General features: G+C 37.4%; 21 protein-coding genes. 13 read left to right on the top strand and 8 right to left on the bottom strand.

Features of this window, described 5'->3' with window-relative positions:
* The first annotated feature begins 227 nt into the window (after positions 1 to 227).
* Together QF044_RS01690 and QF044_RS01685 are read left to right on the top strand one after the other, a co-directional pair.
* On the top strand, positions 228 to 659 hold the full coding sequence (locus tag QF044_RS01690) for a GNAT family N-acetyltransferase (RefSeq protein WP_307262904.1): 432 nt from the start codon (positions 228 to 230) through the stop codon (positions 657 to 659).
* The gene (locus QF044_RS01685; RefSeq protein WP_307262901.1) at positions 660 to 1,127 is read left to right on the top strand and encodes an N-acetyltransferase; all 468 of its coding nucleotides are present in this window, start codon (positions 660 to 662) and stop codon (positions 1,125 to 1,127) included.
* Here QF044_RS01685 and QF044_RS01680 read toward each other — a convergent pair.
* Positions 1,080 to 2,000 (bottom strand): LysR family transcriptional regulator, encoded by a 921-nt coding sequence (locus QF044_RS01680; RefSeq protein ID WP_307262898.1) that lies wholly within the window; start codon positions 1,998 to 2,000, stop codon positions 1,080 to 1,082. The genes QF044_RS01685 and QF044_RS01680 overlap by 48 nt on opposite strands.
* Positions 2,001 to 2,041: 41 nt before the next feature.
* Entirely contained in the window at positions 2,042 to 2,788 is a 747-nt protein-coding gene (locus QF044_RS01675; RefSeq protein WP_307262894.1) for a metallophosphoesterase, read from the bottom strand.
* Positions 2,789 to 2,976: 188 nt separating this feature from the next.
* Here QF044_RS01675 and QF044_RS01670 point away from each other — a divergent pair, with 188 nt between their 5' ends.
* The 5 genes from QF044_RS01670 (at position 2,977) to QF044_RS01650 (ending at position 6,865) form a co-directional block, all read left to right on the top strand.
* A complete protein-coding gene (locus tag QF044_RS01670; protein ID WP_307262892.1) occupies positions 2,977 to 3,594 on the top strand; it encodes an NAD(P)H-dependent oxidoreductase in 618 nt (205 codons plus the stop codon).
* The gene (locus tag QF044_RS01665) at positions 3,591 to 4,475 is read left to right on the top strand and encodes an NAD-dependent epimerase/dehydratase family protein (protein WP_307262890.1); all 885 of its coding nucleotides are present in this window, start codon (positions 3,591 to 3,593) and stop codon (positions 4,473 to 4,475) included. Before QF044_RS01670 ends, QF044_RS01665 begins: the two co-directional genes overlap by 4 nt.
* A 9-nt stretch (positions 4,476 to 4,484) precedes the next feature.
* Positions 4,485 to 4,772, top strand: a complete 288-nt coding sequence (locus tag QF044_RS01660) for a putative quinol monooxygenase (protein ID WP_307262888.1) — start codon at positions 4,485 to 4,487, stop codon at positions 4,770 to 4,772.
* Positions 4,773 to 4,851: 79 nt separating this feature from the next.
* Entirely contained in the window at positions 4,852 to 5,526 is a 675-nt protein-coding gene (locus QF044_RS01655) for a type 1 glutamine amidotransferase domain-containing protein (protein ID WP_307262885.1), read from the top strand.
* 355 nt (positions 5,527 to 5,881) lie between these two features.
* A complete protein-coding gene (locus tag QF044_RS01650) occupies positions 5,882 to 6,865 on the top strand; it encodes an aldo/keto reductase (RefSeq protein WP_307262883.1) in 984 nt (327 codons plus the stop codon).
* 283 nt (positions 6,866 to 7,148) lie between these two features.
* On the opposite strand, the gene QF044_RS01645 is transcribed toward QF044_RS01650, so the two are convergent.
* From QF044_RS01645 to QF044_RS01635, 3 genes are all read right to left on the bottom strand, one after another.
* Positions 7,149 to 7,592 (bottom strand): carboxymuconolactone decarboxylase family protein, encoded by a 444-nt coding sequence (locus QF044_RS01645; RefSeq protein WP_307262880.1) that lies wholly within the window; start codon positions 7,590 to 7,592, stop codon positions 7,149 to 7,151.
* A gap of 4 nt (positions 7,593 to 7,596) precedes the next feature.
* Complete coding sequence (locus tag QF044_RS01640; protein ID WP_307262877.1) at positions 7,597 to 8,031, bottom strand: DoxX family protein; 435 nt, start codon at positions 8,029 to 8,031, stop codon at positions 7,597 to 7,599.
* A 63-nt stretch (positions 8,032 to 8,094) separates the two neighbouring features.
* Positions 8,095 to 8,667 carry a Crp/Fnr family transcriptional regulator gene (locus QF044_RS01635; RefSeq protein ID WP_307262875.1) on the bottom strand — a complete coding sequence of 191 codons (573 nt, stop codon included), beginning with the start codon at positions 8,665 to 8,667 and terminating at the stop codon, positions 8,095 to 8,097.
* Positions 8,668 to 8,732: 65 nt separating this feature from the next.
* Here QF044_RS01635 and QF044_RS01630 point away from each other — a divergent pair, with 65 nt between their 5' ends.
* Positions 8,733 to 9,098: a DUF1304 domain-containing protein gene (locus tag QF044_RS01630; RefSeq protein ID WP_307262873.1), complete on the top strand. Its 366-nt coding sequence runs from the start codon at positions 8,733 to 8,735 to the stop codon at positions 9,096 to 9,098.
* Positions 9,099 to 9,395: 297 nt separating this feature from the next.
* Here QF044_RS01630 and QF044_RS01625 read toward each other — a convergent pair whose 3' ends face one another.
* Positions 9,396 to 9,773, bottom strand: coding sequence for a helix-turn-helix domain-containing protein (locus tag QF044_RS01625; protein ID WP_307262870.1), 378 nt, complete (start codon positions 9,771 to 9,773; stop codon positions 9,396 to 9,398).
* 91 nt (positions 9,774 to 9,864) lie between these two features.
* Here QF044_RS01625 and QF044_RS01620 point away from each other — a divergent pair, with 91 nt between their 5' ends.
* Both QF044_RS01620 and QF044_RS01615 read left to right on the top strand, forming a co-directional pair.
* Positions 9,865 to 10,854: an NADP-dependent oxidoreductase gene (locus tag QF044_RS01620; protein ID WP_307262866.1), complete on the top strand. Its 990-nt coding sequence runs from the start codon at positions 9,865 to 9,867 to the stop codon at positions 10,852 to 10,854.
* A gap of 3 nt (positions 10,855 to 10,857) precedes the next feature.
* Complete coding sequence (locus QF044_RS01615; protein ID WP_307262864.1) at positions 10,858 to 11,328, top strand: cupin domain-containing protein; 471 nt, start codon at positions 10,858 to 10,860, stop codon at positions 11,326 to 11,328.
* 151 nt (positions 11,329 to 11,479) lie between these two features.
* On the opposite strand, the gene QF044_RS01610 is transcribed toward QF044_RS01615, so the two are convergent.
* Positions 11,480 to 11,941, bottom strand: a complete 462-nt coding sequence (locus QF044_RS01610) for a thioredoxin fold domain-containing protein (protein ID WP_307262862.1) — start codon at positions 11,939 to 11,941, stop codon at positions 11,480 to 11,482.
* Positions 11,938 to 14,007, bottom strand: a complete 2,070-nt coding sequence (locus QF044_RS01605; protein ID WP_307262859.1) for a TonB-dependent siderophore receptor — start codon at positions 14,005 to 14,007, stop codon at positions 11,938 to 11,940. The genes QF044_RS01610 and QF044_RS01605 overlap by 4 nt, the downstream gene beginning before the upstream one ends.
* 121 nt (positions 14,008 to 14,128) lie before the next feature.
* On the opposite strand from QF044_RS01605, the gene QF044_RS01600 reads away from it, so the two are divergent.
* From QF044_RS01600 to QF044_RS01590, 3 genes are all read left to right on the top strand, one after another.
* Positions 14,129 to 15,316: a homogentisate 1,2-dioxygenase gene (locus QF044_RS01600; RefSeq protein WP_307262856.1), complete on the top strand. Its 1,188-nt coding sequence runs from the start codon at positions 14,129 to 14,131 to the stop codon at positions 15,314 to 15,316.
* Between the two features lie 26 nt (positions 15,317 to 15,342).
* Complete coding sequence (locus QF044_RS01595) at positions 15,343 to 16,617, top strand: acetyl-CoA hydrolase/transferase family protein (RefSeq protein ID WP_307262853.1); 1,275 nt, start codon at positions 15,343 to 15,345, stop codon at positions 16,615 to 16,617.
* A gap of 133 nt (positions 16,618 to 16,750) precedes the next feature.
* Positions 16,751 to 17,533 carry a hypothetical protein gene (locus tag QF044_RS01590; protein ID WP_307262850.1) on the top strand — a complete coding sequence of 261 codons (783 nt, stop codon included), beginning with the start codon at positions 16,751 to 16,753 and terminating at the stop codon, positions 17,531 to 17,533.
* Positions 17,534 to 17,546: the final 13 nt, after the last annotated feature.

Here is a 17,546-nt window from a genome sequence, read left to right as displayed (position 1 = left end):
TAAAGTCTAACAAATTTGCAATAAAAATTCGGTATTTCTGCCTACCATTTTTACTGTTTTTAAACTATTTTTGAGAGTGTTTATCAATATCTTCTCCACTCTATCTTGTTGTATAAAAATATACTCCTTAAAGAAATGGAGTCCAAAATCTCTAATATATCATGATTCCTAATTTGGAATTTCTAAATCTAGCTTCTATTACTTACTTTTGCATTAAATCAAAAATAATGCAATCAATCAGACTGGCAGAAGCAGGAGACTATCCGAGGATTATGGAGATATGGAAATCTGCTGTGAAAGCTACCCATTATTTTCTTACCGAAGAAGATTTTAATTATTTCCAAGAAGTAATTCCCAGGGATTATCTCCCTCATCTGGAAGTTTATCTGATTACAGAAAATGATCAGGCAGAAGGTTTTGCAGCCGTAGCAGAAGGCAATCTGGAAATGCTTTTTATCCACAATGATGTCCGTGGAAAAGGTTTTGGGAGAACTTTATATGAGTTTATGAAGGAGAAAACGGGACTGACAAAAGTAGATGTGAACGAACAGAATCCTCAGGCTATTGGGTTTTATGAGAAAATGGGTTTCAGACAGACTGGAAGATCAGAAAAAGACGGTTCGGGAAAAGACTATCCAATCATTCATATGACTTTATAAATGGAGAAATTTAATTTCAATAAAATAAATTCCGGATCAGAGATTCCCTATGATTTGCTGCTGCTTGCTGACGAAACTGTGGAAGCTATCGACAAATATATTTTTAACTGTGATATCTATCTTTTGCAGGATAAACTCTTGGATATAGCAGTAATGGCACTTTACCCAAACAGCAGCACAGAACTGGAGATCAAAAACATAGCAGTTCTTGAAAACTACAGGAGCCAGGGAATTGGTGGTCTTCTGATTGATAAAGCAAAACAGATAGCCAAAGAAGGTGGTTTTAAAACCTTAACTGTAGGAACATCAGACACCGGATTCCAGCAGATTAAATTCTATGAAAAGAACGGTTTCTTAAAAAAAGGAATGCGTAAAGATTTTTTTATAGACAACTACCCATTCCCTATTTACGAAAACGGTTTACAGATGCACGACATGCTCATTTTGGCCCATGACCTTTCTGAATAATCCTTTAATATGATCGATTTCAGACTGATAACTTGTTTTTTTTCTGCATCCGAAATACAGGATATTTTCCAGCTTTTTTTCACCCTCCCAGATCAGCTTGATCTCTCCGTTTTCTATTTCATTTTTGCATAGAAAATGGGGAACCACAGCCAGTCCGGTTCCGCCTTTCAGGCAACGGATAATTGAATTTAAATTGGGAACAATATAATTCGGGCGGAAATTCGGTTTATGCCCGAAATTCATGATCCAGAACTGAAAGAGATGTTCCATATCACCTGTTGTTCCGTACCATTTTTCCTGCTTCAACCAATTTTCAGCGTGTTCAACACCTTTGATTTTAAGGGTTTCCTGAAAGCTATCGGTGTCGATATCTTTTCCGCCTACCAGAATAATCTGTTCAGAAGAAAATGCTTCGTGTTCAATATTGGGCGAAATTCCTTTTTTGGGAGTAATAATCAGGTCTAAAATACCTTTATCCAGCTGATCCAGCATTTCCGGATATTCTCCGAAACTGATGATCAGGTTAAAAGGTAAAGTAGAAACGTACTGTTCCAACGTGGTCTGAAAGGTTTCAAAACACATGCCCACACTAATTGTTGGAGTCAGTTTTTCTGTAGATTTCTGGAAGTTTTTCTCTACATCTTCCAATCTTGCAATAGGTTCAGAAACAGCATTGAATAAGACTTTTCCTCTTTCTGTCGGCATCATTTTCCTGCCGGTCCTGTCAAATAATTTATAGCCTACATAAGCTTCCAATGAACTTAAATGCAGACTTACGCCCGGTTGGGAAATAAACAGGGAATCTGCTGCGCCCGTGAGGGTTCCGGTTTTGTATATCGCTTTAAAAGTGCGGTACCATTCTAGATTGACCATAACTTTAATTATAAATATTCTGATATAAAATTACAAAATAATTATAATACTGATATTTTTTCATTTTTTAGAAAAGCAGCATAATAATCCGGAATTCCGCTTTCTTCAATCCCCCGGACAGTTTCTTCAAGTGGATAAGGTATTTGTATAATTTCAGGAATAACCTGATCTTCATTCATCGTAATGATCAGATAAGAGGCCAGACGATTCTCTTCCTTGGAACGTCCTACCGAACCACAATTAACAGCCCAACTAGTATGGTCAAAGCATTTTTTAAATGACAAATGAGTGTGCCCCATTACCATAATATCAGATTGGGATTCTTTCAGCATTTCAGCAAAAACCTCATCATTTTCAGACTCATAAAGGTAGGTGTCATTACTGGACAAACTTGAATGAACAAGCTGAATATTCCAATGCCTCTTCCCTATTTTATAATTTAATTTTAAATGAAAAGGAAGTGCTGATAAAAATCTCTTATTCTCTTGTGTAATATGTTTTTTGGAATGATCAATAGCTATAAATCTGGCATTAGTTTCTTCTTCTGAATGCTTGGCTAAAGGAGCAACGGAAATATCAAAAGCTACTCTTTCATCATGATTTCCCATCAGACAAGGGATATTGAGAGTTTTTATCTTTTCAATTACTCCATTTCCCCATGGAGCAAAATCTATGAGATCTCCAAGGCAGAATTTCTGCTGAATTCCCTTTCTTTCTATATCATCAAGCACGGCATCTAAGGCAGGAAGGTTTCCATGGATATCACTAAAAACTGCAATCTGGATCATTATATTCAATTTAGTAAACAAATGTACATGAGAGATCCAACAATCTGATGCATTCATCATATGACATTTCACATAAATACTAAAATTCAAACTATTATAAAAATAATAGCTAGCTATAATTTATACTATTTTTATTATACAATACAGCACGCTAACTTTGCATCATAAAATTTAAACAATCATAAAAAATGAAAAAAATACTGATCATCAACGGAGGACAAAATTTCGGACATTCCGGAGGAAAATATAATGATACTATTGCTGCAAACACTTTAGAAGTGTTGAAAAAATTTGAAAATGTAGAAGTAAAAACAACACAGGTTTCAGAAGGTTTTGATAAGGATGAAGAGGTAAAGAAATTTGTTTGGGCAGATTTGATTATCTACCATACTCCAATCTGGTGGTTTCAGCTTCCGAACGGTTTTAAAAAGTACATCGACGAAGTTTTCACAGCCGGTCATGCCAAAGGAATTTATATGAGTGACGGGCGAACTTCAGAAAATCCGGAGATCAATTATGGAACCGGAGGGATGCTGGGCGGAAGAAAATATATGGTAACTACAAGCTGGAATGCTCCTGAAACTGCTTTTACGCTTCCCGGAGAATTTTTCAATGAAACGAGTGTGGATAATGGACCATTATTTGGATTCCATAAAATGAACGCCTTTGTTTCTTTAGAAAAAATAGAAGGTTTTCATTTCCATGATGTGGAGAAAAATGCCAATATCGAACGTGATATGAAGCTTTACAGAGCGCATCTTGAACATGTTTTTGCACAGGAACTAAAACCTCAACTGGCATCATGAAAAAAATATTAATCACAGGAATTACCGGCTATATCGGGGGTACCATTGCAGAAAAATTACTTAAAAAGAATTATAAAGTAATGGGGCTGATCCGTAATGACCGCCATGCCGAAGAGCTAAGATCGTGGGGTATTGAGCCCATTATCGGGAACATTCATGATGAGACTGTTTTAAGAGCAGCGGTTTCTGAAGCTGATGCAGTGATACACAATGCAGATTCTGCCGATGATGCTTATGCGGCAGATAGTTTCGTCACTATAATGGAAGGCAGTGGCAAGACCCTGATTTTCACTTCCGGTTCTGCCATATTTGGCGGTAAGGAAAACGGCGAAGGAAACAGCTTTGTATTTACAGAAGATATTCCGTTGAATCCGAGGTTGGAAATGGCCTCAAGGGTTCTCATCAACGACTATATCCTTCAGGCGGCCCAAAAGAATATAAGAAGCATTGTTATTGTACCCACAATGGTATACGGAGAAGGCTTAGGCCTAAAAAAAGAAAGTATCCAGCTTCCTGCCCTGATCGGTTTTTCAAAAGAAAAGGGTCATGGCATATTTTTCGGAAAAGGGGAAAATATCTGGTCGAATGTGCATATTGAAGATATTGCAGAGCTCTACATTCTGGCCTTGGAGAAAGCGGAAGCAGGCTCAATTTATTATGCAGAAAACGGTTCCTCAACCATAAAAAACATTGCAGAAAACATCAGTAAAAAATATGCATTACAGCCAGCTATTTCTGTCAATATACAGGAAGCAGTCAACAGATTTGGTCCTGCAGGCGGATATTTTGGATTTGCATCAAACAGTTTATGTAATGCTGACAAAGCAAGGACAGAACTGGGATGGAAACCTCAATACAATTCAATCGAAACATTTATTTAGTTAATTAATATGAAAATTTATCTTACAGCAATTATAAAAGCGAAGGAAGAACACAGATCAGAAGTACTGGAGGTTCTTCAGAATATGGTAACAGAAACCAGAAAAGAAGACGCATGTGAACTTTACAGTCTTCATCAGGGAATTGAAGACAAAAACCAGTTTGTTTTCTACGAAATATGGAAAAATGAAGAGGGACTTTCACAGCATAACCAGCAACCTTATATTCAGGCTTTCGGAACCATCATTGATGAAAAATTGCAGGAAAAACCACAAATTTATACAACCCATATTCTTTAACATGAAAAAATTAGCATTTTTATTTATAGTTCTGCTGACTGCAGGATTTGTTCAGGCACAACAACAAAAATCGAAACATATGAAAAAGAAAATTTTATTTGTCGTGACCAGTCACGATAAAAAAGGAAACACCGGTGAAGACACCGGATATTATCTGGGCGAAGTTTCCCATCCGTGGGAAGTGCTTCACAAAGCAGGTTATGAAATTGATTTTGTAAGTCCCAAAGGCGGAACTCCGCCAGTAGACGGATTTGATTTAAAAGATCCAGTAAATAAAGAGTTCTGGGAGAATAAAGAATATAAAAATAAAATTGACCATTCTTTGCAGCCTTCTCAGGTAGATACCAACAATTATGCTGCTATTTTCTATGCAGGAGGCCACGGTGCGATGTGGGATTTTGCAGACAATACAGAATTAGCAGCCATCGCTTCAAAAATTTATGAGAACGGCGGAATTGTAGCCGCAGTATGTCACGGTCCGGCAGGCCTTGTTAATATTAAGTTGAATAACGGAAAATATCTGGTAGACGGCAAAAAGATCAACGCTTTTACTAATGAGGAAGAAGCTGAAGTAAAATTAACGAATGTAGTTCCTTTCCTTCTGGAAGATAAGCTGAAAGAAAGAGGTGCAAAATTTGAAAAATCAGGAACTTGGCAGAACCATGTGGTATCGGATCAGAGAGTGATTACAGGACAAAATCCTCAGTCTGCAAAAAGCGTGGGTGAAGCGATTTTAAAGGAACTTAATCAATAGTCAATAAAGCGGTATTCAATTTTATCGTAGATAAAATCTTGGCACCTTAAAGTATTCGAATTAGAAAAAAACTTGCGTCTTTGCGATGACTCAACAAAAATGAGTAAACATCTGTGAAATCTGTGGTTAACAAGCTCCACATAAAAATCACAAAAGATTTAATTCTGAGCATAAAATCTGCATGATCTGAGAAATCTGCGAGAGATAAAATACAAAAAACAAGGTTTTTTATTATGATTGAACCGAGGAGAATTCCCCTCCCACCGAAGATAGCTAAAATTCAAGAAATTTTGGCGGGATGGTTTAAAGAACAACGAAAACTTATGTGATTTTAAGTTTAAATATAAATCAAAAAATGGAATACAGAAAATTAGGAAATACGGAACTGGAACTGTCTGCAATTACTCACGGAGCCTTTGCTATCGGAGGAAATATGTGGGGCGGCAATGAAAAACAAGATTCCATCAATTCAATTCATGCCTCTTTGGATCATGGCGTAACTTCTATCGACACGGCACCTTTTTATGGTTTCGGACTCAGTGAAGAGATGATCGGAGAAGCAATTAAAGGAAAAGACCGTTCAAAAATTCAGTTATTAACCAAATTCGGTTTGGTATGGGACGGCAGCAACAATGGGAAAGGTGAGTTTTTCTTCGATGCTGATGATGAAGGCAAAACACTTCCGGTTTACAAATATGCATCAAAGGCTAATGTGATCAAAGAAGTGGAAGAAAGTTTAAAAAGACTCGGAACAGATTATATCGACCTTTTACAACTTCACTGGCCGGACAACACCACACCGATCTGCGAAACAATGGAAGCCATGGAACTTCTGATCCAACAGGGAAAAGTCCGTGCAGCAGGAGTCAGCAACTATACCGTTCCACAGATGCAGGAGGGTAACAGAACGCTGCATTTAGCGAGCAACCAGGTGTCTTACAGCATGCTGAACCGTGCTATTGAAAATGATCTTGTTCCTTATTCTTTGGAGCAAAATTCAGGAATTATCGTTTACAGCCCGATGGAAAGAGGTCTATTGACTGGTAAGTATTTCAAGCAGGATCAATTAAAAGAAAATGACCACAGAAACGGCTATTTCTCTCAGTTTGATTTAAATAAAGTAAAAGCTTTTCTGGAAAAAATTGAGCCTATTGCTCAGGAAAAAAAAGCTTCCCTTTCACAGCTGGTATTAAGATGGACTACAATTCAACCTGCTATTACCGTAGTTCTTGCAGGAGCCAGAAATGCACAGCAGGCTGTTGATAATGCCAAAGCAATGGAAATAGATTTTTCTGAGGATGAATTAAACTTTATCAATACAGCGCTAAGCGAAATTTAATCTAATATCATCAGTAAACTTCTCCTATGAGACGGTTTACTGATTTTCAGTTTATGCTGATAAAAAAGGAATTTACAATCTGGAACTGATTGACAGCCATCCATTGGTGAAAGATAAAGTTTGGGAATTCTCATTTGTTTTGGGCAGCCTTTATATGTAGAATTTTTACTCAGGTAAATATCAATCCGGTTGCTATTTATTAAAATATTTCTTCTAATTTTTATAAACAGAAAGAGCCTTCAGTTTGGAGGCTCTTTTTTTAGTCAATAACTTTAGTCAGAAACTATTTTGCAACAGGTAAATGAGTACTTATTGCAATCCTGTTCCATGCATTGATGGTTACAATCGCCATAATGATCTGCGCAATCTGTGCATCATCAAAATACTGCTTTGCCTTTTGGAAAGTCTCTTCTGAAAGCCCGTTCTGGCTAATCAGGGTAATTTCTTCCGTCATTGCCAAAAGCACTTGTTCTTCTTCTGTGAAAAGATCTTTCGCTTCTCTCCATCCTTCAAGAATGAAGATCCTCTGTGTCGTCTCTCCATATTTCAAAGCATCTTTTGTATGCATATCAAGACAGAAAGCACATTTATTGATCTGCGAAGCTCTGATCTTAATTAATTCCTTTTGAATGTGGTTTAATGAAATGGTCTGAAGATATCCTTCCAATCCCATCATTGCTTTGTAAGCAGCTGAATCTACTGTGGCAATATTTAATCTTGCGCTCATAATATTATTTATTTTTGTTGGTTAAATGATCTATACTAAAAGAATACTTTGACTGAACTGCCAATAAAAAGGCTCCAGCGCTACCTATCCAGACAGAGTAATCCAAAGGAGCTTTAAATCCTAATGCCAGAGACATTGACAAGGCAAATACAAGCAGCAGAAAACCTGTTCCGTAAGCTGCAATTCTGGTTTTCCACCCAAAAAGCAGCATCAAGGGAAAAAGTATTTCAAAAAAAGTTGCGGTATAAGCAGAAAATACACTTAAGCCTTCAGGAAGAAAAAAGGTTAGTTTTCTGGTATAAGACTCAAAGTTAGACCAGTTTCCCCATGCAGAATCCTTACCCCAAAACCCGAATCTGTCTGCCACTGCTGAAAGCATGGTCACAGAAATGGCTATCCTTAAAAACAACTGCGGAAACTGAACATTTTTGTCTGTCATGATATTGGCTTTTAATAACATGACAAATCTCCGACTTATAATCTGTAAAAATCTTAAACTGGTTTAAGAACGTAATTTTGCTCTGATCTCACTGAGGTATTCCGGAGTAAAATTTAAAAAAGAAGCAATAAGATATTGTGGAATCCGTTGGATAAACCAGGGATACAGCGTACTGAAATGAACATACAGCTCTTCTCTGGACATCTCATACAGGTAACGGATCCGTCTTTCTGAAGCTGCATAAGCTCTTTGGTAAATCATTCTGAAATACCGCTCCATAACCGGATGTTTCTGCAGCAAAAGTTCCTGCTGCTGAAGATCAATAGCAATAATGGTAGAACGCTCCACGGCCTGAATACAGAAATCTGTTTTCATCTGTCTTTCATAGGCAAAAGTATCCGTCATCCACCAGTTTTCTATAGCGAATTCTGTAGTCTGCTCCGTTCCTTTTTCATTCACAAAAAACTTTCTCAGACAGCCCACTGAGACAAAATACATGGATCTGCAGATTTCACCGCTAAACATCAGATTCTGCTTTTTTTTCACTTCTATTTCCTTAAAAAAAGAAAATATGGAAGCATATTCTTCATCAGTGACTGTAATAAATTTATTTAAATGTGCTTTGAAAGTATCCATCTTTGCAATTGAGTAACCAAACTTAACTTTATTTTTTTAGTTTTACAATTACAAAATAGTAAATCATGGAACTCGTTGCTAAAATTCTCATCGCCATCGTTGCATTGGAACATATTTATATCCTCTGGATGGAAATGTTCGCCTGGGAAACCAAAGGAAAAGAAGTATTTAAAGCTGCATTGCCGGCAGAAATGTTTAAACCTACAAAAGGCCTGGCTGCCAATCAAGGACTTTACAACGGTTTTCTTGCGGCGGGACTCATCTGGTCATTCCTGATTGAAGATCCAAAATGGCAAGTTAATATTTCCCTGTTTTTCCTGAGCTGTGTAGCTATTGCCGGAATTTATGGCGCTGTTTCAGCAACAAAGAAAATATTTTTTGTACAAGCATTGCCTGCTATATTGGCTATAATAGCAGTTCTTTTGAAATAATGTTTAATTATTTCAAACCAATATTGTTGGTGCTCGCAAAGACATAGGCTTTTTAATTTTCGTTTTAAGGCGCAAGGATTTTTATCTCCAATAAAATTGATTATTGATAGTCATTGCGAGGACCGAAGAGACGAAGCAATCTCAGAAAAAGGACAGATTTGAGATTGCTTCACCTAAAGGTTCGCAATGACAGACAGTTTTCAGCTGATCACAGATTTTTCTTTTTGGAGAAATATTTAAACTGCCGAAAAATCTTTAAATTTTTAAATTCTTCAATATTTAAATCTTTTAAATAACCTACTCCATCGATTCTTTGATCTTCTCCCGATGAATAATCCCCCAATTCACCAGAGTTTCCGTTACCGGAAAAACTGATTTCCCGTATTCTGTAACCGCATAAGTTACTGTAATAGGTTTAGTATCCTGAATCGTTCTTGTGATAAGAAGATTCATTTCCAGTTCTTTCAGTTCTTTGCTGAGCATTTTAGCAGAGATCCCCGTAATACCCCGTTGCAGTTTTTTGAAATGGATATGTTGATCCGTTCTATTGGTCAGATACCGGATGATCATCAGCTTCCATTTTCCACCCAAAACATCCAGACTGTCGCGCATTGCAAATAATTCTTCCGTGCAGCTGGCCTCTCTTTCTATTCCGTTTTCTAAGATTTTTGCCATAATAGTTTCATTAAGGTAACTAGTTACCAATAGTTAACTAGTAGCAAATATAAACTATTCTCTTTTTACATTTGTGAATCAAATTACTCATATGAAAGCCATTATATTAAATGAAAATTTCCAGCTTAAAGAAGCTGAGATAGAAAAACCTAAGCCGAAAAGTCATGAAGTTCTCATCCAGATCAAAGCCAGCGGTTTTAATCCTATCGATTATCAGATGATTGAGAACGAACTGGAACGGAAACTACTCAAATCACCCATTTTAGGCCGTGAACTCTCTGGAATTGTTGTTGAAAAAGGTACGGACGCCCATCAGTTTAACATTGGAGACGAAGTATTCTGCGGAAGCGGATCGATGGGAAGTAACGGTTCTTACGCTGAATACATTGCCGTTCCTGAAGCTATTGTTGCGTTTAAACCTAAAAGTATTTCTTTCGAACAGGCGGCGGCTATTCCTTCAGCAGGGCTCACAGGACTGCAGACTGTCAACCGTTTAAAACTAAATGATAATGATACTGTTCTGGTAACCGGAGCAACAGGCGGAGTCGGTTCTTTTGTTATCAAGTTTTTAATCGCCAATCGGTTCGAAAAAATTACAGCCACTGTCGGAAGTGAAGAAAACAGACAGATCCTCCTTGGACTGGGTCTTAAGAATCATCAGATCATTAATTATAAAGACGAAAACCTTGCCGCTAATCTTTTAGAAGCAAATAACAGCCAGCTTTTCGATTTCGGAATTGACTTGGTGGGAAATTATATGTCTGAAATCACTGCCGATGTTTTGAAAATCAATGGTACTTACGTGGATGTAACCGCACTGATCTCCAAGAATGCTCACGAAACCCTTTTCAACAAAGGAACTGTGATCATGAATATTTCCAATTATTCCTACAGTATAAATAAAGAATATGAATACTACAAAGGAAACTTAGAGGAAATTTCGAAACTAATTGAAAATGGAATTATCAGTCCGCCCAATTACAAAACAGTAGGAGATCTTTCGCTGGATACGGTTTTAAAAGCCCATTCCCTTCTTAAAAACAATCAGACCCAAGGTCATAAACTGATCATGAAACATTAATATATGAACAAAATACCCAGGCGTATAGTCACAGGAATTAAAAACGGAAAATCTGTCATTATTGAGGATCAGCAAACGGAAAATTTCGTTGAACATCTTCCGGGCCTTATTATTTCAGATATCTGGAATACCCAGAAAATGCCGGCAGGATTAGATCCTGAAACCCGAATTCCCAACACAGGATTTCCACAAACTCCCAAAAATGGAACCTATTTCCGTTACGTAGTCATTCCACCGGATAAAGACCTGGGAGTAGAATTTAAAGCCGGAGAGCCTCATCCCATGATGCATCAGACCCAGACCCTAGACTATATTATTATTCTTTCAGGAACTCTTTATCTGATTATGGAAGAAGGAGAAACCCTCCTCAAACCCGGAGATATTGTCGTTCAGAGAGGAACCAATCATGCATGGAGCAACAGATCGGATGAGCCTTGTATTCAGCTGGCTGTTTTGATTGACGCGGAAATTTAGATTTAAAAATTGAAGAATTTAAAAATTTAAAAATTTTACGGCAGTTTAAGTCTTTCACATAATGAAAAATCTGTGTCATCTGTGCAATCTGCGGGAGATACTTTTTATGAGATTGCTTCGTCCCTTCGGTCCTCGCAATGACCGTAAGCCATTACAAAGCAGAAATTTCCAAAAGTTTCTGCTTCATGGTTTCAGGGGTCAATACCCCTTCATGATAATATACCAATTTTTGGTTCTTATCCAGAACAATCCATAAAGGATAAACAGGCTGATTCTTATTTTTAGACAAAGCCAGAGCCAATTCATGAATTCCAGCACTTCCATTGGGAAGATAACCGAATTCCCTGCCTAGGAACCTGATTTTTTCTTTTGTTTTTTCAGTTTCAAAATTCACCATATAAAAATGATCATTGATCAGATCAACAATTTCCTGGTCTTTATTCAAGGCATATTTTTCCATTTTACAAACCGAACACCAATCTGTATATAAATGAATTACAACAGGCTTTGGTTCTTTTTTCATTGATGTTTCAAGATCAGAAAAAGTGCCTGTCTTCATCTGAGACAGATAAAAACAGGGCACTAACATTAAAAATAAAATAAAAGTTTTCATTTCAAAGTATATTTTACCCCCAGAAAGCCTCTGATTCTCTGCATCGGCGCATAGCCATAAGCAGTATCAAAAGTATAATGGTTCGGGTTGCTTATCGGATCATCTGCATATTTATCAAACGGATCAAACGGCCTCATCAAAGGATCTTTTGGGGTAAAATTGAACAGGTTTTTAATTCCGCAATACACCTCAAAACCGGATTTGAAACTTTTTGAAACCTGAATATTGGCTAAAGAATAGAACGGCGAATATTCCGGGCGGTAATCATTAGGCAGTACGGGGAGCCTCATCGGTCCGTAGAATTGTCCAGTGAAATCTACAGTCAGATCATTTGCAAATTTATATGAAAGATTATAAGTTCCACTCCATTTCGGAGCATGCAGTTGCTGTGATTTTTTGTTATCTCCGTTAAATTTTTGATAAACATCAAGATAAGTCAGTCCTAAATTGACGCTCAAAGGAAAACTGAAACTAAAATCCACATTCATAGAAGCACCTCTTGAAATTCCATATCCATGAAGGTTATCATAAATAATTTTATCCGGATCCGTATCAAAATCTCCTACAATCTTATTACTGAAATAAGTATAAAATGCAGATGCATCCAACTGTAACAAACGGTTTCCCATCGGGATTTTCCAGATATAATTTAGATTTCCATTGACCGATCTTTCCGGTTTCAGATCAGATTTGATTAATACTTCCCGCGAACCGGTCAATGCCGCATGATCTTCCGTAAACAGATTCACCACTCTGAATCCTGTTCCGAAATTAAACCTTAATGTATGATAAGGATTCGGTGAAAATTTCCATGCCAACCTCGGCGAATGCACTTCATGATGAATCTTGTCATAATCAAAACGATACCCTAACAACAAAGTATGCTTATCGTTAATTTCCCACTGATCCTGAACAAAAGCTCCCCAGATCGGCGATTTCATCGGTGCATTGGTGATGCCGTCACCGGATAGAGTGCCCGGTGTATTATCATCATAAAATGTCCTTTTAAAAGTAATACCACTCGTCAGATCATGTTTTCCCAGTTTTTTACTCCAATACGTTTGAACAAAAGCCACTTTTTGAAGTGCATTATACGGGTTACTGCCATAAAAAGAATTCTGATCATGATAATTATAAGAAAACTGAGTGACAATATATTCTTTTAAGGGCCATTGGTACAGTCCAAAAACTTCCGCCCTGTTGGTATAGATACTTTCACCGTACACATCGCCACTTCCCCGGTGTGATCTGTTCCACTGCATTTCTCCGCCAAAACGGTCTTCGTATAAATATCTCATCGCAAAACTTGCCTGACGGTTTTCCTTTCTCTGAAAATTCCATTTGTTAAAAACAGAAACCCTGCTCTGCAAAGCGGCATCAGTGAAATTATCTTTATTCTGGTCTATCTTTTCCTTAAAACTGAAATAATTTAAGCTTAATAAAGAAGCCGCATTTTTACCAACGTTAAATTTCGTCGAAACATCAAGGTTATTTTCGCTCCAGGTACTTGTCATCATATCGATGCTCAGTTTGGGAGCGGTCAATGCATTTTTAGTGATAATGTTAATCACTCCACCCATCGCTTCAGAACCGTAGATAGAAGAAGCCGGGCCTTTGACCACTTCAATTCTGTCCACCAGACTGTTGGGAATTCCACTTAAACCATATACTGTGGAAAGTGAGCTCACAATAGGCATTCCATCGATCAGAATCATAGTATAAGGTCCTTCTAAACCATTGATATGGATATCACCAGTGTTACACACCGAACAGTTCAGCTGAGGCTTTACCCCGTTCACCATTGCAATAGCTTCAAAAATACTGGGTGTAGGGTTTTTCTGAAAAAATTTCTGGCTGTAAACTTCTACAGCTACAGGGCTTTTCGACCTGCTGAAAGGTTTAATAGTCCCGGTAATGACTACATCTTCAATAGTACTCGTTTTGATTTTTGATTTAGGAATGGTTACAGTATCGCTTTCTATAGATTGCTGTAAGTTCAAACTATCTGTTTCCTGGGAAAAACAAAAAGAAGATAAAAGAGTAAAAGAAAATAGTATTCGTTTCATGAAATTAAAATTGTTAGACAAATCTAACAATTATTTTTCAATTACAAAACACTATGATAAATGTTGTTAGAATGGATTCACGAAAAATGATTAAATTTGAGAAACTAGATATAAAAGTACTATGAGATATCATCAGGCGGGAAACATCCCACAAAAAAGACATACGATTTTCAAATCACCGGAAGATAAATTTTACTATGAACAGCTTTTCGGAACGGAAGGTTTTCACGGAATTTCATCGCTACTTTATCATACTCATCGCCCTACACAGATCAAATCTATCGGGGAACCTAAAGATGTAACACCAAAGATCGCGGTAGAAAAGAATATTGCTCCGAGAATGTTTAAGGGAATGAATGTAACACCGGAAGATGATTTCATGGACAGCAGAAAGATCCTTCTGATGAATAACGATCTGAAAATGGGATTGTCAAAACCCAGAAAATCTATGGAGTATTTCTATAAAAATGCTGAATGTGACGAACTTTTATACGTTCACAACGGAACCGGAGTTCTGAAAACCTTTGTAGGAGACCTTGAATTTGTAACAGGCGATTATCTTATTATTCCAAGAGGAACCATTTATCAGGTTGAACTGAAATCAGAGGACACCGTATTTTTTGTGCTTGAAAGCCACTCTCCTATTTATACACCGAAACGCTACAGAAATGAGTTCGGACAGCTTCTTGAACATTCTCCGTTCTGCGAAAGAGATATGATAGCGCCGGTTTTTAAAGAACCTAAAGACGAAAAAGGGGAATTTCTAATTAAAGTAAAAAAAGAAAACCAGATCACGGATTTCATCTACGCAACCCACCCGTTTGATGTCGTAGGATGGGACGGATATTTTTATCCTTATAAATTCAATATCAAAAACTTTGAGCCAATCACTGGTAGAATTCACCAACCGCCACCGGTACACCAGAATTTTGAAGGTCACAATTTTGTAGTCTGCTCATTCTGCGCAAGAATGTATGATTACCATCCAATGGCTATTCCGGCACCGTACAACCATTCAAACATTGATTCTGATGAGGTTCTGTTCTATACGGAAGGCGACTTTATGAGCCGTAACCACATCGATCTGATGGACTTCACCCTGCATCCGGGAGGAATTGTACACGGGCCGCATCCTGGTGCTATGGAAAGAAGTATCGGTAAAAAATTCACTGAGGAATATGCGGTCATGGTAGACCCATTCCGTCCGTTGAAAATTACCGAGGAAGCTTTAAAGGTAGAAGATCCTTCTTACAAAACTTCCTGGCTGGAAGAATCAGACAAAACCATGGAAGACCGTTCCCAGGAATAAAAAATCAATCATAAAAAATTTTCATTATGTACAATTATATTAGTGCAGAAGAAGCGATATATACCGTAAAAAGCGGAAACCGAGTATTTTTTCACGGAAGTGCATGTACTCCGAATTATCTTATTGACGAGCTGGCAAGACAGTCCCACCGTTTGGAAAATGTAGAAATGGTTTCCATTACCCAACAAGGAAATGTAGAAATTGCGAAGCCTGAATACAAAAAAAGCTTTTTTGTTAATTCCTTATTCGTATCAACTCCTGTACGGGATGCGGTAAACTCTGAGCGGGGCGATTTTGTTCCTGTTTTCTTAAGTGAGATCCCAATTTTGTTCAGAAAAAACATACTGCCGCTGGATGTGGCTTTAGTAACCGTTTCTCCACCAGATAAACATGGATTTTGCACGTTGGGAACATCAGTAGATGTCGCAAGAGCAGCTGTTGATACCGCCAAAATTATTGTAGCTATCGTAAATCCATTAATGCCGAGAACTCACGGAGACGGAATGATCCACATCAGCAGGATTCATAAGCTGGTATGGCATGAAGAGGAACTTCCAACGGTAGATTACGGAGCAAAAGTAGGTGAAGTAGAAATGCTTGTCGGCAAAAATGTAGCTGAACTGATTGATGACAGATCTACCCTTCAAATGGGTATCGGAACTATTCCTGATGCCGTTTTGAAATGCTTGACGAATCACAAAGATCTCGGCGTACACACCGAAATGTTAAGTGACGGAGTAATTGACCTGATTCAAAATGATGTCATCAACAATAAATATAAAGGTTACCACGATAATAAAACCATCACAAGCTTCTGTTTCGGAACCAGAAAACTCTATGATTACGTAGATGACAATACGGTTTTCGATTTTAAAGATGTAAGCGATGTCAATTTCCCGATTAATATCATGAGGAACAAAAAAATGGTCGCGATCAACTCTGCCATTGAAATTGACCTCACGGGACAGGTCTGTGCTGATTCTATAGGAACTTTACAATACAGCGGAATTGGTGGTCAGATGGATTTTATGAGAGGAGCGGCACTAAGTGAAGATGGGAAACCAATCATTGCCATCACATCAAGAACCAAGAAAGGAATTTCAAGGATTGTACCTTTTCTTAAACAGGGAGCCGGCGTAGTTACTACAAGAGGTCACATCCATTATGTAGTAACAGAATATGGTACCGCTTATTTATATGGTAAAAATCTACGCCAGAGAGCTCAGGAGCTGATTAGCATTGCACATCCTGATGACAGGGAAATGCTGGAAAAAGCAGCCTACGAAAGATTTAAACATTAAAAATATTGCTTTAAAGTTTATATAGAATATTCTTATAAACGAAAGCATAATATCATTAACAAAACAATAGTAGCCTTAAAAAAGCTTTAACATTTGGCAGCGTTTTTGATAAACTCATTCAAAACCAAGGAAGTTGAAGACTATATACAATTCAATACGAGAAGAAATTGAAAAGCATTCGAAAGTAAAGAATTCTGTTTTGGGGAATGTGAATGAATGGAAGAGAAGCCATTATATTATACTATCTGAAATTATAAAAGATGAATTATCGGAAGCAGAAGAACTAAAAGGAGGAAAAAAATTCGAAATAGGAAATACCATATCCCATGTGACCTTGCAGCGTTTTTTTGAAAATGACTATCAGGACAAGACTCATAATGATCTTAGATTCCTGAAAACACTGGATAAAATATGTATTTTCCTGGGATATAAAGACTTAAATCACTATATACATTCTGTAAGGGTAAAAAGCCAGGCTAAAGAAATAGATGACGATCTTGAGTTTCTTACAAGAATCGTGTATAATTATTGTGCTACCACTTTTGAATTTTATAAACTTTTTCCCGAGCACAAAACAGAAATTTTCAAGGAACTGGTATTTGATGGTTCGCCTTTTCTGGAAAGAACTTCACAGTTCAGCAGAGAATTATGTGAAAGAGATTTTCAGCTGGTGACCAAGAACAATCGTTCAAATTATGAAGTTTTTGATATTCACCTTGTTACGGACGAACCTGAGAAAAAAATACTGGAAACCCAGGAATTCTGGAATCTCCTCTTTAAAGTAGGGGAAACCGGTGAGGAGCATTTCGTAAACCAGCTCAATACACAAATTTATTTTATCCGTAAAATAGACAACGTCTGGAAGATCTGGGACAACTATAACCCCGATGCAGGAAGACTGAATAGAAAAGCATAACAACATAAGAAAG

It is taken from the genome of Chryseobacterium sp. W4I1 (genome assembly GCF_030816115.1).
Taxonomy (GTDB): domain Bacteria; phylum Bacteroidota; class Bacteroidia; order Flavobacteriales; family Weeksellaceae; genus Chryseobacterium.
The sequence above is the reverse complement of the archived record's forward strand: the minus strand, read 5'-3'. Positions and strand labels throughout refer to the sequence as shown.

What these genes read in the sequence shown, in the direction of transcription:
- QF044_RS01690 (WP_307262904.1), top strand. Translation starts at nt 228, where the DNA reads ATGCAATCAATCAGACTGGCAGAAGCAGGAGACTATCCGAGGATTATG.
- QF044_RS01685 (WP_307262901.1), top strand. Translation starts at nt 660, where the DNA reads ATGGAGAAATTTAATTTCAATAAAATAAATTCCGGATCAGAGATTCCC.
- QF044_RS01680 (WP_307262898.1), bottom strand. Translation starts at nt 2,000, where the DNA reads ATGGTCAATCTAGAATGGTACCGCACTTTTAAAGCGATATACAAAACC.
- QF044_RS01675 (WP_307262894.1), bottom strand. Translation starts at nt 2,788, where the DNA reads ATGATCCAGATTGCAGTTTTTAGTGATATCCATGGAAACCTTCCTGCC.
- QF044_RS01670 (WP_307262892.1), top strand. Translation starts at nt 2,977, where the DNA reads ATGAAAAAAATACTGATCATCAACGGAGGACAAAATTTCGGACATTCC.
- QF044_RS01665 (WP_307262890.1), top strand. Translation starts at nt 3,591, where the DNA reads ATGAAAAAAATATTAATCACAGGAATTACCGGCTATATCGGGGGTACC.
- QF044_RS01660 (WP_307262888.1), top strand. Translation starts at nt 4,485, where the DNA reads ATGAAAATTTATCTTACAGCAATTATAAAAGCGAAGGAAGAACACAGA.
- QF044_RS01655 (WP_307262885.1), top strand. Translation starts at nt 4,852, where the DNA reads ATGAAAAAGAAAATTTTATTTGTCGTGACCAGTCACGATAAAAAAGGA.
- QF044_RS01650 (WP_307262883.1), top strand. Translation starts at nt 5,882, where the DNA reads ATGGAATACAGAAAATTAGGAAATACGGAACTGGAACTGTCTGCAATT.
- QF044_RS01645 (WP_307262880.1), bottom strand. Translation starts at nt 7,592, where the DNA reads ATGAGCGCAAGATTAAATATTGCCACAGTAGATTCAGCTGCTTACAAA.
- QF044_RS01640 (WP_307262877.1), bottom strand. Translation starts at nt 8,031, where the DNA reads ATGACAGACAAAAATGTTCAGTTTCCGCAGTTGTTTTTAAGGATAGCC.
- QF044_RS01635 (WP_307262875.1), bottom strand. Translation starts at nt 8,667, where the DNA reads ATGGATACTTTCAAAGCACATTTAAATAAATTTATTACAGTCACTGAT.
- QF044_RS01630 (WP_307262873.1), top strand. Translation starts at nt 8,733, where the DNA reads ATGGAACTCGTTGCTAAAATTCTCATCGCCATCGTTGCATTGGAACAT.
- QF044_RS01625 (WP_307262870.1), bottom strand. Translation starts at nt 9,773, where the DNA reads ATGGCAAAAATCTTAGAAAACGGAATAGAAAGAGAGGCCAGCTGCACG.
- QF044_RS01620 (WP_307262866.1), top strand. Translation starts at nt 9,865, where the DNA reads ATGAAAGCCATTATATTAAATGAAAATTTCCAGCTTAAAGAAGCTGAG.
- QF044_RS01615 (WP_307262864.1), top strand. Translation starts at nt 10,858, where the DNA reads ATGAACAAAATACCCAGGCGTATAGTCACAGGAATTAAAAACGGAAAA.
- QF044_RS01610 (WP_307262862.1), bottom strand. Translation starts at nt 11,941, where the DNA reads ATGAAAACTTTTATTTTATTTTTAATGTTAGTGCCCTGTTTTTATCTG.
- QF044_RS01605 (WP_307262859.1), bottom strand. Translation starts at nt 14,007, where the DNA reads ATGAAACGAATACTATTTTCTTTTACTCTTTTATCTTCTTTTTGTTTT.
- QF044_RS01600 (WP_307262856.1), top strand. Translation starts at nt 14,129, where the DNA reads ATGAGATATCATCAGGCGGGAAACATCCCACAAAAAAGACATACGATT.
- QF044_RS01595 (WP_307262853.1), top strand. Translation starts at nt 15,343, where the DNA reads ATGTACAATTATATTAGTGCAGAAGAAGCGATATATACCGTAAAAAGC.